Origin of the sequence: Microbacterium rhizomatis, assembly GCF_008710745.1 — a bacterium.
In the GTDB taxonomy this organism is placed as follows: domain Bacteria; phylum Actinomycetota; class Actinomycetes; order Actinomycetales; family Microbacteriaceae; genus Microbacterium; species Microbacterium rhizomatis.
On record NZ_VYSA01000002.1, the window covers coordinates 694623 to 707427 of the forward strand.

The following is a 12805-nucleotide window of genomic DNA, read 5'->3' on the forward strand; positions in this document are numbered from 1 at the left end:
GTTTCTCCTTCTCGGCGAGGCAGAGCCTCGACGGGTGCCGATTCGGGTCAGACGATGCCGAAGTACTCGCGCTGCTCCCAGTCGGAGACGTGGCGGAGATATCGGGCGAACTCGGCGCGCTTGATCGTCGCGTACCAGTCCACCACGGCGTCGCCGAAGGCGGTACGGAAGGCCTCGTCGGCCACGAGCGCATCGATCGCGGCGCCGAGATTCGTCGGCAGCGGCTCAGCCGCGGCGGCATACGGCTCGGTCGTCGGGGCGGGCGGGATCAGTCCGCGATCGACCCCGTCCATGCCGCTGACCAGTTGCGAGGCGATATAGAGGTAGGGGTTGGCCGCCGGCTCGCCCGAGCGGTTCTCGAGCCTGGTGGCCGGGTCGCCGGTCGACCCCACGGCACGGATCATGGCGCCCTTGTTGTCGATCCCCCACGCGATCCGGTCGGGCGCGAGCGAGAAGGGCTGGTAGCGCTTGTAGCCGTTGACCGTCGGTGTCGCGAAGGCGGAGGATGCCGCGGCATGCGCCAGGAGGCCCGCGAGGTAGCTTGAACCGAGCAGCGAGAGCACGGTGCCCGGGGCATCGGGCACGAAGGCGCCCGATCCCGATTCGAGCTCGTAGAGCGACTGGTGCAGGTGCCATCCGGTCGACGCGCCGTCGGCGCCCTGGGGGCGCGACATGAACGTCGCGTGATAACCGAGTCGCGCGCAGATGCTCCGCACGGCAGCGCGGCACATCACGACCGCGTCGGCGATCTCGGCGGCATCCCCCGCCTCCATCGTCAGTTCGAACTGGCTCGGACCGAACTCGAGCTCGATCGACCGCAACGGCAGATCGAGGCGCGTGAGCCCGTGGTAGAGCGCGTCGACGAGGGGCTGCATCGCATCGAGCCCCTCCTCGTGCAGGAGCTGCGCTCCGCGGGTGGTGGGATGCGTGCGGCTCGGCGCTCCGGGGCGACCGGGCGCGCCGACGTGCTCGACGTCGAGCTCCTGCCCATCGGTCCGGTAGACGTGGAACTCGAGCTCCGCGCCGACGCGCATGCCGAGTCCCCGCGCGCTCAGGGCGTCGAGCTGCGTGCGCAGGAGCGTGCGCGTGCAGAACGGCACGATGCCTCCATCGGGGAACCGTACGTCGCAGAGCACCATCGCGGTGTGCTCGGTCCACGGCAGGACCCGGAAGGTCGTCGGGTCGGGGACGAGCACGACGTCTCCGGCTCCGCTGAAGCCGCTCACTCCGACGCCGGTCTCGGCGGCGAACACCGAGTAGACCGACTGGCCTGACGTGTCCTTCAGCAGCAGAGAGCTGGGCGCCGTGACGCCGGAGCGCAGGGCGGTCGGCACGGCGGCCCTGGTGAGGGTCTTGCCGCGAAGGATGCCGTGCTGATCGACGAACGAGAACCGCACCATCTCGATTCCGAGCTCGTCCATGACTCGGCGCATCTGACCCGCGGCGGCGTACTGCGCCTCATCCCACAGATCGTGCTTCTCGATGAATCCGCCCCGGTCCTTCGGCAGCATCGGGCGTGCGGAGACGCCCCCGCCGCCCTCGGCCACGGGTCGCTCGTCGACGTTGCGCTCATGCATCGATCGACACCTCGACGCTCGGCTGCGCGGCCCACGGGGATGCCTGGCGACGCTCGTGCTCCCGCTCGATCCAGCGCGTCTGCCACGCGTCGTTGGCGGCGATGGTGTCCATCGCGAGCGGACCGGTGAGTGCCGCCGCCTCGTCGTCGCTGACGGGGTGCGAGGGCACCTGCCCGCCGGCCGCGAAGGCGTCGATGGCGCGCAGCAGCATGCGCCGATTGGCGGTGACCGCTCGGTCTGACACCCCGAGTCGCTCGACCGTGCGGTCCTGTATCGGGCCCATGCTCTCGACCGCCCACTGATCGTGGACGTTGATGTCCAGGCCCATGCCGGTGTAGGTCAGCTCTTGCTGCTCACGAGGATCGAAGCCCCAGTTGTTGCTGCGGTTGCGCAGCGGGCGGTAGTCGGGCAGGCTCACGCCTTCGAGACGCTGCTGCAGAAGGGTCTCTTTGTCGGTCGGCTCGGCGAAGTCGTAGAAGATCATGAACCAGTAGTGGTTCTCGTCGTCGATCGGCACGTGCCACTGCGTGAAGACCTTCGAGTTGCCGAACGGCACGACGAAGGCGTTCGGGAACATGAGGTTCGTGACGCGGACGTGCTTGATGTCTTCGGTCAGCTGGCGGATCGCGAACACGCGGAGGCCGTGGTCGGCGCTCTCGACCTCGATGTCGGGGCGGAAGCTCTCGCCGACCAGCATCGACAGCTTCTTGCCGGTGCCCTCGACCTCTTCACTGAACTGCTGGCCGTACACCTCGCGCGGGTCTTCCTGGATGAAGCGGTGCAGGAACGACACGTGACTCGGATCGATGCCGCCCTCGAGCCCCTGCAGGTAGTTGCACTCCCACAGACCCTTGAACGCGAACGTGTACTCGTCGGGGGCGATGAAGCAGTCGTACGCGGGGAACGGCGGCGGGTCGCCCGCACCCATGTAGGCGAAGATCAGGCCGTTCTTCTCGATGCACGGGTAGTTCGCGATGCGGATCTTGCCGAGGAACTGGCTGTGCTCGGGCTCGGCGGGCTGGTCGATGCAGCGCCCCTCGGCGTCGTAGAGCCAGCCGTGATAGAGGCACCGGAGGCCGTCCTCCTCGAGCCGGCCATACGACAGGTCGACACCGCGATGCGCGCAGAAGCGGCTGATGAGACCCCAGCCCTTCGACTTCTTGAAGAGCACGAGGTCTTCGCTCATGATCCGGATGGCCTTGACCGGCCGCTCCCCCGGCATCTCGGAGACGAGCCCCACGGGCTGCCAGTACGAGCGCAGCAGCACGCCCAGCGGGGTACCCGGGCCCGAGCGGGTGATCTTCTCGTTGTCTTCCTGCTTCAGCATGGCGCGACTCCCGTTGGTATCCGATTTCTATCTGATTGTATCCACATTGCGTGTATCCACGTGGTGATGGTCCGCATTGTGATGGCCCGCATCAGGCGTCCAGGACGAGAAGCGGGCAGGCCGCGCGCGAAACGCAGACCATCATGCAGTCGTTGGCGGCGCGCTCCTGCTTGGTGAGCACGAGATCCCGGTGGTCGACCTCGCCCGAGAGCACGCCGGTCTCGCAGCTTCCACAGATCCCCTCTTCGCAGTCCGAGAGCACGTCCACGCCGACCGAGCGCATCGCTTCGAGCACGCTCACGCCCTCGACCACCTCGACGTCGACGCCTGTGCGCTCGAGCCGCACGACGAACGAACCCGTCTGATCGGATGCCTCGACCTCGGGCGCCGCGAAGTACTCGAAGCGCAGCCGGTCGCCGTCGGGCAGCAGTTCGCGCAGCTCGCCCAGCATCCGCTCCGGTCCGCACGCATAGACCAGGCCCGCGGGATGGGCGGCGAGGAGGGCGGGCAGATCCGCCCGATCGCCTGCATCACGCGGCATCACGACGACGTTCTCGCCGTACCCGCGCAGCTCGTCGAGGAACGGCATCCGCTCAGCGGTCGCTCCGAGGTAGACCAGGGTCCACGTCGCGCCGCTCTCGCGCGCCCGGCGGACCATCGGCAAGAGCGGGGTGATGCCGATGCCCCCGGCGATGAAGAGGTATTCGGAGGCGCCCTCGAGCACGAAGTGGTTGCGCGGCCCGCGCACTTCGACGGTGTCGCCCGGCCGGAGCGTCCGATGCACGTACGACGAGCCGCCTCGACTCTCGTGCTCTTCCAGGACCGCGATGCGGAGCGCCCCATCCTCCGGTGCACCCCACAGCGAGTACTGGCGCACGGGCACCCCGGGGATCACGAGGTCGATGTGGGCACCGGGCTCCCACGTCGGGAGGGCGCCCTCGACCGGGACCAGCTCGACGCTGAGCACACCGGTGGCAGCGACGGTCATGCTCCGGACGCGTGCGGGCACGTCCGGTGATTCCTCGTGCGACGTCATGAATGGATCCTATCATCACCTTTCTGGATCCAATATTGCAGGTTGTGTGGCCAGACCGCGTCATTCTGTATGACATCGGCACCCGTCTGGTACCGTTCCAAACGCGCGGCACACTGTGCGCAGGATGCGGAGACCCAGGCATATGCCCACCACGGATGACACGATCACGACCGAGGCGACGGGGCATGCGCTCGTCGACGAGATCGCGGCGAAGATCCGGGCGAGGATCATGTCGGGCGACATCCCGATCGGTGCGCAGCTGCGCCAGGCCGAGCTCGCGAGCGACTTCGGCGTCAGCCGCACCCCGGTGCGCGAGGCGCTCCGGCAGCTGCAGACGGGCGGCCTGATCGACGTCGTCCCCAATCGCGGTGCCGTCGTGCGCGTGCCCGCCCCGTGGGAGGTGCGCGAGGCCTACGAGGTGCGAGCCGAGCTCGAAGCCCTCGCTGCCGCGCGCGCGGTCGACCGCATCTCCGCCGACGACCTGGAACGACTCCGCGTCGCGAACCAGGAGATGTTCGACCACCCCCTCACCTCACCGGACGACGTCTCGGGAGCGGAGAGCCGCCGCGAGAACGACGTGTTCCACAACACGATCACGACAGTCTCGGCCAACCAGCGACTCGCGCGATCGATCGATGAGATCAACGAGACGTTCCCTCGCAACGTGTCGGCGCAGCTGCTCGTGGGCGACCCGCGTCACCGCGAGGAGAACTACCGCGAGCACCTGCGCATCATCGAGGCGATCGCCGCTGGCGACGCCGAACTTGCCGGCCGCGAGATGCGCGAGCACGTGATCAAGGCCGGCGAGCACCTCGCACGCTGGTACGAGCAGCGCTCGTCCACCGTCTTCCGCGGCTGACGCTCGCAGCCCACGGCTTCACCTCTGCGCTTTCACAGGCCCGGACGACCCCGACCTCCCTCGTCCCACCGATGAGGTGGAGAGAATGGGGTGATGATGACGCAGGGGACGAGTGTGACCGCTGATCTGAGAAGACTGATCGCAGAGGATCGGCTCTCCGCGCATGCCCTTCAGGCCATGACCCAGATCGATGCCGGCAAACTGGACGGTCTTCTCACCGACACTTCGTCACTCGCAGCGCAGTCGAAGCGAGGCGAACACGCCCTTTTGCCGGAGGAGAGCGCCCGCATATCGGTTCTCACCGCGCAGCTGGCTTACGGTATGGACATCGACGACGACGAACGTCTTCGCGGGATAGTGGAGTCTCTGACCGCCGAGTGTGGACTCACCCTTCGCAACATCGCCCGCCTGACGGGACTGGACATCGAAGACCTCGGAATGGCCCTCACCGACCCCGGATCGCTCCCGAGCGAGACCAAATACATCCTCGCTCTCCGGGGGTCTCACCTCATCAACGCCGTCAATCTGGCGCGCCCGCGATAGCGAAGCTCTCGTGAGTCCGGCGTGTCAGGGTTCGGTGAGTCCGCCGGTTACTCGCAAGTCCGCTTCGCAGGGGGTTGACGGATTACCCCGCAGATGAGTTCGAGTTCCGTCCCGTCATCGGCAATGCGCGTCAATGAGTGAAAGGACGTGTCCGGGTAGGGGCCCTGCGGGGGTGGCGAAGAGACGATCAACGGCGTACCTGTCACCGAAGAGCAGATCTCGGCGTGGGCTCCGGAGGTCCAAGCCGGGTATGACAGCGACGCCCTCAAGCGGCGAGGACGTGGGCGGCCCGGCCGCGGAGTGAAGCCAGCCCAGGTGGTCGCCCTCCGCCTTACAGCCGACGAGCTTGCCGCTCTAGATGCGCGCGCCGCACGGGAGCACAAGTCACGGTCCGAGCTGATCCGTGAAGCCATCGCCGCGTACGCTGTGTGAAGGTTCGCGACACCGCGCTCAAACACGGCGCCGATCCAAAGGACATCGTGGTGGCCGCCGCTCAGCCGCTGTGAAGTCCCATTCGAGGCATTCCGTGTCCGTTTGACGCACCGAACTGCGAATCCAAACCGGGCGGGTCATACGCGAATCTGAGCAGTCCACGAGTGCTGCGACGTCGAGTCATCTTGGTCTCGGAGGGAAGGCCCCTTGACCGACCCTTGCGGGCCAACCTAAACAGTCAGTAGTCGGAAGCTTCGTGAGTGGGTGCCGTCCCGCGAGGTACCCGGGATGCCCTCCCGCGGTCATGCAGACTTCCCACCAGCAAAGAGGCCACTACAGCCGTCGTTACATGTGCCGAGGGTGAACGGCACGTGGGGACGGCAGATTGTCCCGACGGGCTACGCGGTCTGCAGCTCCCGTCCGGTGAAGTAGCGGGCGTGGGTCTTCTGAAGAGTCTCAAGCGAGTCACTGTTGAGCGACGCGATTTCCCAGTCTTCGTCCACTCGCCGGTCTTCCAGGGCAAGTCGATACTTCAACGCGTCGCGGTGACCGCTTTCGCCTGGGAACGCGTGCACGCGTCGGTCGCCACTGGGCCGGTGATATTCGATGACGAATCCTGGCATCATCAAGCCCTTCTCTCGCGCTCCTGCTCGAAGAACGTCCGCAACTTTGCGAGCGTCGTTTTCAGCTTGTCCTCGTTACTCTTGCCGCGAGTCTTGAGTCGGTCAAGTCTAAGGCGTAGCTCCTCCGGGAGATCGGTGATTCCTTTGCGTTCCAGATCTCCAACTAGCAGGTCAAGCTTCGCGATCTCATTCCTGTCCTTCTCCATCCGTGCGATTCGGATCGTAGACATCTCCCGCAACCCTCTCACCAGCTTTTGCTCGAGCTCGCCCTCGGGCATTTCGTCGTATCGAATGCCTCGTCCGAGCACATCCGCCGCCGACTCATAGACGTTCGCCCACTGGCCTTGAAGATGCGTGCGAACCTGAACCTCGACCCGCGATGGGAACCGCAGCCAGATGTGGACAGCGCGGTAACCGCTGTGAGGATCGGTGCGCATGTCCCGGACGCTCTCGGCCATGTCGTGGCCGAAGGTACCGCAGATGGCATTCACCACAGCGTCCTGTTCGTCGAGCGACATCTCTGCCTCGAACCTCACGCCCGCAATATCTTGGACGTTCTGAAGGGGTGTGCTTCGGTCGCGTTGAAGCTTCTGTCTGAGTGTGTCGAGCGTCTTCGCGCGTGAGGTGACCTCGAACGGGCGCTCCAGCAGCAACGGGGGCCAATTGAGGTCCGCGATCTTGCGCTGCACCGCTGCCGCGAGGTCGTTGTAGAAAGTCACGACCTCGCCGTACGTCGGGTGATTCTGCGTCGGAGGAGTCTCGTCGCGCAGATGTCGACTAAGCCGCCGAAGCTCTGCAGTGCTCCAGGGGCAACTCAGCATGCGGGGATGTTATCGCCCCGGTCAGCCGCAATCGGGCAAATTGCCCGCGCGGCACCCTGTAGCGCGACCAACGGCGTCGCGTCCACAACCCCATGAAATGCCGCGGCCGACCGCCGCCATCACCATTCCCGTAGAGCTTGCGGCCGCTGCGTTCTGTCGAGTGATCACTCGAGACCGGCTTGCGGCGCGACGTCGGCCAATAGTCGGGTGGCGTCCGGGTCGAATCGACAGCGTGATTCTGATCGCGATTCGTGCCGGAGTGATCGATCGAAGCAACTGCGGCTGTTGTCCTGGATGAACACTGAGCGGATCGTTTCAGGCAGGGTTTTCCTCGGTTTCATCGGCGACGTCTCCAGCTACCTCGCCGCGCAGTGAGGGATGAATCCACATCGGGGTTCCTTCGTACTCAGGATCGAAGTGGCGATCCCGGTAGATCTGGCGATGCCTATTCGGCGTCAGCGTGTAGTCGTTCGCCGCGAGGTAGATGACGGTATCGACCACGAACCGGTAGGCATCGTCGAAGTGCTGCTGCGTCGGATTCTCGAAGCGGACTCGCGAGTGCGTCGGGTGATCAGAGCCCATGTAGATCGCGCTCGGCGCGACGCTGTCGAAGTAGGCGTATCGCTGCAGGTCGACGCCAATGGCGCCGAGCTTGACAGTCGTAGCGAGCGCATCAATCCAATCCGTCATGCGCTCAAGGTGTCTACCTCCTTCCCGTCCTGCGAACCTCTCAAGATCGAACACAGAGGGGTAGAACGCAGGCTTCGTATCGAAGACCGAATGCCAACCGTCGTAGGTCTTGCGCAACTCGTACTCCTGCACGGCCAGGTCGAACGCAAGACGTAGTCGAAACAATCCGTCGATCAGGTTGCCCGACTTGCCTACCTCGTCTGCGCTCTGAACGAGGAGGCGCACCTGATCGTCCCGGACGAACAGAAGCATGGACACCTCGTTGAGGTCCACGTCGAACGCGGCCTGGACGAGCTCACTGACGAGTGTCACAGATACGTCCATGTGGCGACGAAGAGTCTCATCCCTCACATGGTTGCCGTGATGTTTGAAGCCCACCCGTGCGTTATTCAGCGCGATGGCGGGCGCTCGAAGCCCCACGAGCTCTGCGGGGTTTCCGAGCTTGCTGACAACAGCATCGAAAAGCTTGTCGAAGTCACGATTCCTGACCTCTGCCCGAATATGGTCTCCGGCTGCGGAGAGGGTCGACTCGACGACGTCCTGCATAACGTTGATGGAGAGGCTACTGATGGGCGGCGGGGCGGAAAGCGCCTCCTGTGCTGAAAGCAGTTGATAGCGAATGAGACTTAGCCGCTCTGCCTCGGCCTCAGTAAGGGATTGTTCGGTCACGGGGAGAGTTTTGCACCCACGGGTGACACTTGGTGTGGCACCGAGCACCGTCCTGTAGCTCCACCCCGTGGCGAGGATCGGACTACGTGGCGCGACCGAGCCCTGGCATCGGGTTCACGCGTCGCGAGTCTCGGATTCAGGAAGCAATCCCATGAGCCCAACTAATCGCTGGCGTGGATCCGCGCGACAAAACCCAGCATCATTCCACCTGCTAGGGCCTTGAACGCACCCTGAGCGGGTGGGCTTGCAGACATCTCGGCATCTCGGCAGCTCCAGCGACCGTCGGCTCGCAGAGGGACCGACTTATGAGCACAGCGCGGTTTGCGTTCGCGTCAGAGCACGGCTTTGAATGCGTCTTCCAGAGCCGGCAGTGTGAGGTCACCGTCGTGTGATGCAACGATCTCACTCTTTGAGAAGACCTTGAAGTTTGGCAGGAGCTTGGTGTCGAACCGATCCGCAAGTTTCGGACAACGATCGACGTCGACGACCAGGACCCGCACCTTTGGCATGTGCTTCGCAGCAAATGCATCGAGCATGCGCTTCACGTCCTCCCACCACTGACCTTGCCAGGTCGGACCGAACCCAACTAGAACAGGGCCGCGGTGTCCGGTCAGCAAACCATCAAAAGTGTCATCGGTAGCAGAAATCGCGCGGGCGGCGACTGCCTGGGGCGGCTCGAACGACGGACTATGCGGATTGAGCGACTGATCCCGAGCGCGCTCGAGGAAGGCGATCTCCTTCCGCCCCGTAAGCCTCAGAGCCCCCTCACTTGCAACGCGTCGTTGAGGCGGCCACGAGTACGTCCGTGAGGCTCTGCGCCAGGGGAACAGCGGTGACTGCCACTGCACTGTTACGTAGAAGCCGTTGCCATGCTCGAGTGGGAGTCGACGTTCGTCCTCCCGTTCTGGCGACCCGAACCTGGTCACTGCCGGCTCGTACCCGATCACGCTCATCACTTGTCCACGTTCAAGGCTCGGCCGGTTCCCAGCGCCGTCGCCCCGCATTGAGAAGCCATTTTCGTCCAGCGTGCCCGCAGACAGTTGAAGGCTACGCACCGGATTCGCTCCGACGGACGTCAGGGTCAACGTCATCGTGGGCATCGGTCCCGGTCCGACGTGCGAAGTCACCCCTAGTTTGGCGCGCCCCAGGTAGGCCCATATGACACCAGCGATCGCGAGAGCACCGGCGATCACGGTAATCAGGTTTGCCACGAATCCGAATATCTCCACGTCGCAACTCTGTCAGACGCTGTATTTACCCGACCCTTTGCTGACGGTCCGCGGCCAAGACGTCTGATGGCGTGCCCACCACGTACGCGCGATACGCGACCGGCAAGCGAATACACCGTTGGTACCGGAACCAACGCTCTTTAAGCGATCGGTGTGCGGTGGACCGGTTCAGCCCTCGTGTTTCGGCGCGACCTGAGCCGGTCAGCTGGAGGCAATGCGCAATGGATCGCTGACAGGATTTGGGCATGGACGAACTGCCGAACGCCTCGGACCTAGGCCATCGACTTCGCGCCACGATGCTCCGAGACTTCGGGCGACTCGTTCGGTCAGACTTCGACATGTCCTGGGGCTCAGTCAGCAGGATTGATATCGGTCGCGACGAGTGCCCGATCCCTGCAGTCATGGGGTTCGCTCTTAGGCTCGCGGGCCTGGATTGTTTCGGCCCCGAAGAGAAGGTCGCCTGGTGGGTCCCCTTCGTGCGGGAGGGAGTGCGATACGAGGTGGCGCACCAGAAGTTCGGCCTGCGGTTGCGCATCGCAGGCGATGGGCTTAGCGAACCCGAGATCGACTCACGCCTCATGCTCACAAAGAAGAAGCTGATCTCCGCGACCAAGGTCGTGGAGAAGGGCATCAACAAGTTCACTGACAAGTTGGTGGATTCTGGGGACGCAACCGTCGTCAACCAGCACAGCCGGCTGCAGCGCGCCTACGACTACTTTCGCGAGCGCGCGCTGAACCCGACGGTGGTAGAAGACGAGCACAGATCATTTGAGCCAGGAGGTGACCTCGGAATCTCCGGGTGGAGCTTTAAGAGCGGCGCCGCCGTGATGCAGGTCAACTCGACGCACGACGTCGTGGCGGCAATCACTGCTTTCCTTAGTCGGCTCGAGCACGATCTTGTGCTCGCGTTGCCCTTTGCGAGGTTCGACCCCGTTAGCGATCACCTCATCGACTTCATCGGTCAGCGGTGGGGGCTCAAGTACGAACGTGTCCTCGGAAAGACTGGGCGCTCGAAGCATTACCTCGAGAAGCTGATCGACGTCATCGAACGCTGGCGCAATACCTATACCCACGGCGGATTCGAGAAGGGGAACGAGACGACCGTGTACGCACACGTGCCGGATGTTGGCGCATTGCCCATCGGATTAAGTTCGATGCGCGGGCGATCCTTTCTGTCGCTACCGAATGCTAGCGATGTGACCATCCGGGACGTGTTCTCGCTTTTCGACGAGTTCGACGAGTGGTTTGCGACTGCCGCGACGGAGGCGAGCGCTTGGATCGAGTCAGGGCTAGATGTCCGGTTCGACACTGATTTCCGCAATCTCGTCGATTCGCTCGCTGGCGACCCTGAGAAGTTCCGGCGCTACATCGACTACGGCATGTATGAGGTGGACCAGGCAGCCAACATGGACTTCTAGTAGCGCGCCGTCGATCGATCTTGACAGCCGAGTCGAGCATGAATCGCGGCCCCGCCAGTCGGCCCCGGGCGTGCACTCGGTAGCCGTGTTGGTATTGAGCGACGAAGTGTTGCGCCCGGGCACCGACTAGTGGCGGGCGGCTCGCTGCGTGCTCGCGCCAACTTCAGTCCGGTCCGGCTATGATCACTCCCCGAGGGTTGGGTGCGCGGGCCTATCGGCAGTTGAAGCATCAGCTTCAACTGCCTGCGTCAATGCGCCTTGGTGTCCGTCGGGCAAGTTCCAAGAGCGCTCAGGCGACGCCGGCTGGTGGAGTCGGAATCGGGCGCGAGCGTGTTTATGAGCGACTCTGTGACGAGTTTGATGGCTCGGCATACTCCGTCTGACAGACGGTCTGAGGCGGCGCGGCCGATCAAGATGGTCGGCACATCAGGAGAAAAGCGACCGGATTAGTCGCAACTGTCACCACCGCCTCGCAGGCGTGGCGTCTCCGGCCACGTCGGTGTTGGACAGTAGCCTCGTACAGGAGTTGGTTCGAGAATCGCAATTACTAAACAGTCCGTAACCAATCGCTCCTGACCCGTCCGTGGCTATCTCAACAGTCAGGCGGTTCTTGACCGTTCTGCGAAAGAGTTGCCCTGACGCGTTGAGACGCCTCGAAAGAAGTCTGCGCGTCCGGAAAGGCCACGGCGTTCGCTGCATTCATGTCGGACGAAGCAGAGACCGCTTCCCAGCTGCCCGCCAGTTCTCTCGACGTTTCCCCGAGGAGCCGGATGTCCTCTCCGATCTCCGGCGGCCACGAGTTGTCGAGGAAGATGTCAGCGGCATCTGCGAACGCGGCCGAAGCTGATGCCGCCAGGGGAGCGATCTGAGCAATGTCATTCGTTTCGATCGCCTCGTATACCTCCTCGCGAGCCGCGTTCGTCGGGCAAACAGCTTCGGCGTACAGCGAACTAGCCGCAGACCACTGCTGGTCACCCGCTGACGGCACGGGTTCCTCCGACCCCCAGGAGACGAAGAACGAGGTCCGAGTACAGGTGTACGTCGATGAACCGACCCTATGAATCCCTTCACCCAGACGCCCACAGGTCTGTGCGGCGCCCACGAGCGTTGAAATGCCGAAGCTCGCCACGAGAACAGTAACGAGCACCCCGATCGACGAGATGACAGTGCCCGCCAACGCGAACCGGTTACTGAATCCTGCCCTCCTCGAGCGGACAAAGGCGATGATGCTGATGATCAGTGCGACGACGTTCACGAATGCGAAGAACGACAGCACAAAGCCGATGATCCCCAAGGTACGAAATGGATCACCAGAGGACCGCGGGACGCCCGCAGATAGAGCTGCGGGCACCGGCGTGGTCGACTGCTCACTCTGTGACACCCGCCAACAGTAGTCAATTCCAGCTTCTCGGTCGGTCCAAAGTCCTGCTTCAGTCCCGAGAAATTGCGGAGACCAACTTCTGTCACCGTCCGGTCGGGGATCGTCGAGAGGACGCGACAGCGGAAGATGCGGCCACAACGCTTGACAGGCCGGCGACGCCCGCGCGCTCTGACTATCACGTGAGAACTGCGCTAGTCGTT

At 63.9% G+C, this 12805-nt stretch carries 12 protein-coding genes; 4 read left to right on the forward strand and 8 right to left on the reverse strand.

Annotated elements, in window-relative coordinates:
• Nucleotides 1-47 precede the first annotated feature (47 nt).
• The 3 genes from F6B43_RS11550 to F6B43_RS11560 all read right to left on the reverse strand — a co-directional run bounded on the left by F6B43_RS11550 (nt 48) and on the right by F6B43_RS11560 (nt 3940).
• Nucleotides 48-1577, reverse strand: coding sequence for a glutamine synthetase family protein (locus tag F6B43_RS11550; RefSeq protein ID WP_150449075.1), 1530 nt, complete (start codon nt 1575-1577; stop codon nt 48-50).
• On the reverse strand, nt 1570-2904 hold the full coding sequence (locus F6B43_RS11555) for an aromatic ring-hydroxylating oxygenase subunit alpha (RefSeq protein ID WP_150449076.1): 1335 nt from the start codon (nt 2902-2904) through the stop codon (nt 1570-1572). Before F6B43_RS11555 ends, F6B43_RS11550 begins: the two co-directional genes overlap by 8 nt.
• Before the next feature lie 91 nt (nt 2905-2995).
• Nucleotides 2996-3940, reverse strand: coding sequence for a PDR/VanB family oxidoreductase (locus tag F6B43_RS11560; protein WP_150449077.1), 945 nt, complete (start codon nt 3938-3940; stop codon nt 2996-2998).
• Between the two features lie 142 nt (nt 3941-4082).
• Between F6B43_RS11560 and F6B43_RS11565 the strand changes: the two genes are divergently transcribed.
• The 3 genes from F6B43_RS11565 to F6B43_RS20065 all read left to right on the forward strand — a co-directional run bounded on the left by F6B43_RS11565 (nt 4083) and on the right by F6B43_RS20065 (nt 5774).
• Nucleotides 4083-4799, forward strand: a complete 717-nt coding sequence (locus tag F6B43_RS11565; RefSeq protein ID WP_150449078.1) for a GntR family transcriptional regulator — start codon at nt 4083-4085, stop codon at nt 4797-4799.
• A 93-nt stretch (nt 4800-4892) separates the two neighbouring features.
• Complete coding sequence (locus F6B43_RS11570) at nt 4893-5342, forward strand: HTH domain-containing protein (protein ID WP_150449079.1); 450 nt, start codon at nt 4893-4895, stop codon at nt 5340-5342.
• A 315-nt stretch (nt 5343-5657) separates the two neighbouring features.
• Nucleotides 5658-5774 carry a ribbon-helix-helix protein, CopG family gene (locus F6B43_RS20065; protein WP_343030096.1) on the forward strand — a complete coding sequence of 39 codons (117 nt, stop codon included), beginning with the start codon at nt 5658-5660 and terminating at the stop codon, nt 5772-5774.
• 398 nt (nt 5775-6172) lie between these two features.
• On the opposite strand, the gene F6B43_RS11580 is transcribed toward F6B43_RS20065, so the two are convergent.
• The 4 genes from F6B43_RS11580 to F6B43_RS11595 all read right to left on the reverse strand — a co-directional run bounded on the left by F6B43_RS11580 (nt 6173) and on the right by F6B43_RS11595 (nt 9806).
• Complete coding sequence (locus tag F6B43_RS11580) at nt 6173-6400, reverse strand: hypothetical protein (protein ID WP_246159917.1); 228 nt, start codon at nt 6398-6400, stop codon at nt 6173-6175.
• The gene (locus F6B43_RS11585; protein WP_170285638.1) at nt 6400-7116 is read right to left on the reverse strand and encodes a nucleotidyltransferase family protein; all 717 of its coding nucleotides are present in this window, start codon (nt 7114-7116) and stop codon (nt 6400-6402) included. The genes F6B43_RS11580 and F6B43_RS11585 overlap by 1 nt, the downstream gene beginning before the upstream one ends.
• A gap of 417 nt (nt 7117-7533) precedes the next feature.
• On the reverse strand, nt 7534-8577 hold the full coding sequence (locus F6B43_RS11590; protein ID WP_150449081.1) for a hypothetical protein: 1044 nt from the start codon (nt 8575-8577) through the stop codon (nt 7534-7536).
• 332 nt (nt 8578-8909) lie between these two features.
• Nucleotides 8910-9806, reverse strand: a complete 897-nt coding sequence (locus tag F6B43_RS11595) for a thioredoxin domain-containing protein (protein WP_150449082.1) — start codon at nt 9804-9806, stop codon at nt 8910-8912.
• A gap of 245 nt (nt 9807-10051) precedes the next feature.
• Between F6B43_RS11595 and F6B43_RS11600 the strand changes: the two genes are divergently transcribed.
• The gene (locus F6B43_RS11600; RefSeq protein WP_150449083.1) at nt 10052-11224 is read left to right on the forward strand and encodes a hypothetical protein; all 1173 of its coding nucleotides are present in this window, start codon (nt 10052-10054) and stop codon (nt 11222-11224) included.
• A 592-nt stretch (nt 11225-11816) separates the two neighbouring features.
• Here the strand turns inward: F6B43_RS11600 and F6B43_RS11605 are convergent.
• The gene (locus tag F6B43_RS11605; protein ID WP_150449084.1) at nt 11817-12605 is read right to left on the reverse strand and encodes a DUF4190 domain-containing protein; all 789 of its coding nucleotides are present in this window, start codon (nt 12603-12605) and stop codon (nt 11817-11819) included.
• Between the last annotated feature and the right edge of the window lie 200 nt (nt 12606-12805).

Coding starts and splice junctions, on each gene's coding strand:
- F6B43_RS11550 (WP_150449075.1), bottom strand. CDS start 1,577: ATGCATGAGCGCAACGTCGACGAGCGACCCGTGGCCGAGGGCGGCGGG.
- F6B43_RS11555 (WP_150449076.1), bottom strand. CDS start 2,904: ATGCTGAAGCAGGAAGACAACGAGAAGATCACCCGCTCGGGCCCGGGT.
- F6B43_RS11560 (WP_150449077.1), bottom strand. CDS start 3,940: ATGACGTCGCACGAGGAATCACCGGACGTGCCCGCACGCGTCCGGAGC.
- F6B43_RS11565 (WP_150449078.1), top strand. CDS start 4,083: ATGCCCACCACGGATGACACGATCACGACCGAGGCGACGGGGCATGCG.
- F6B43_RS11570 (WP_150449079.1), top strand. CDS start 4,893: ATGATGACGCAGGGGACGAGTGTGACCGCTGATCTGAGAAGACTGATC.
- F6B43_RS11580 (WP_246159917.1), bottom strand. CDS start 6,400: ATGATGCCAGGATTCGTCATCGAATATCACCGGCCCAGTGGCGACCGA.
- F6B43_RS11600 (WP_150449083.1), top strand. CDS start 10,052: ATGGACGAACTGCCGAACGCCTCGGACCTAGGCCATCGACTTCGCGCC.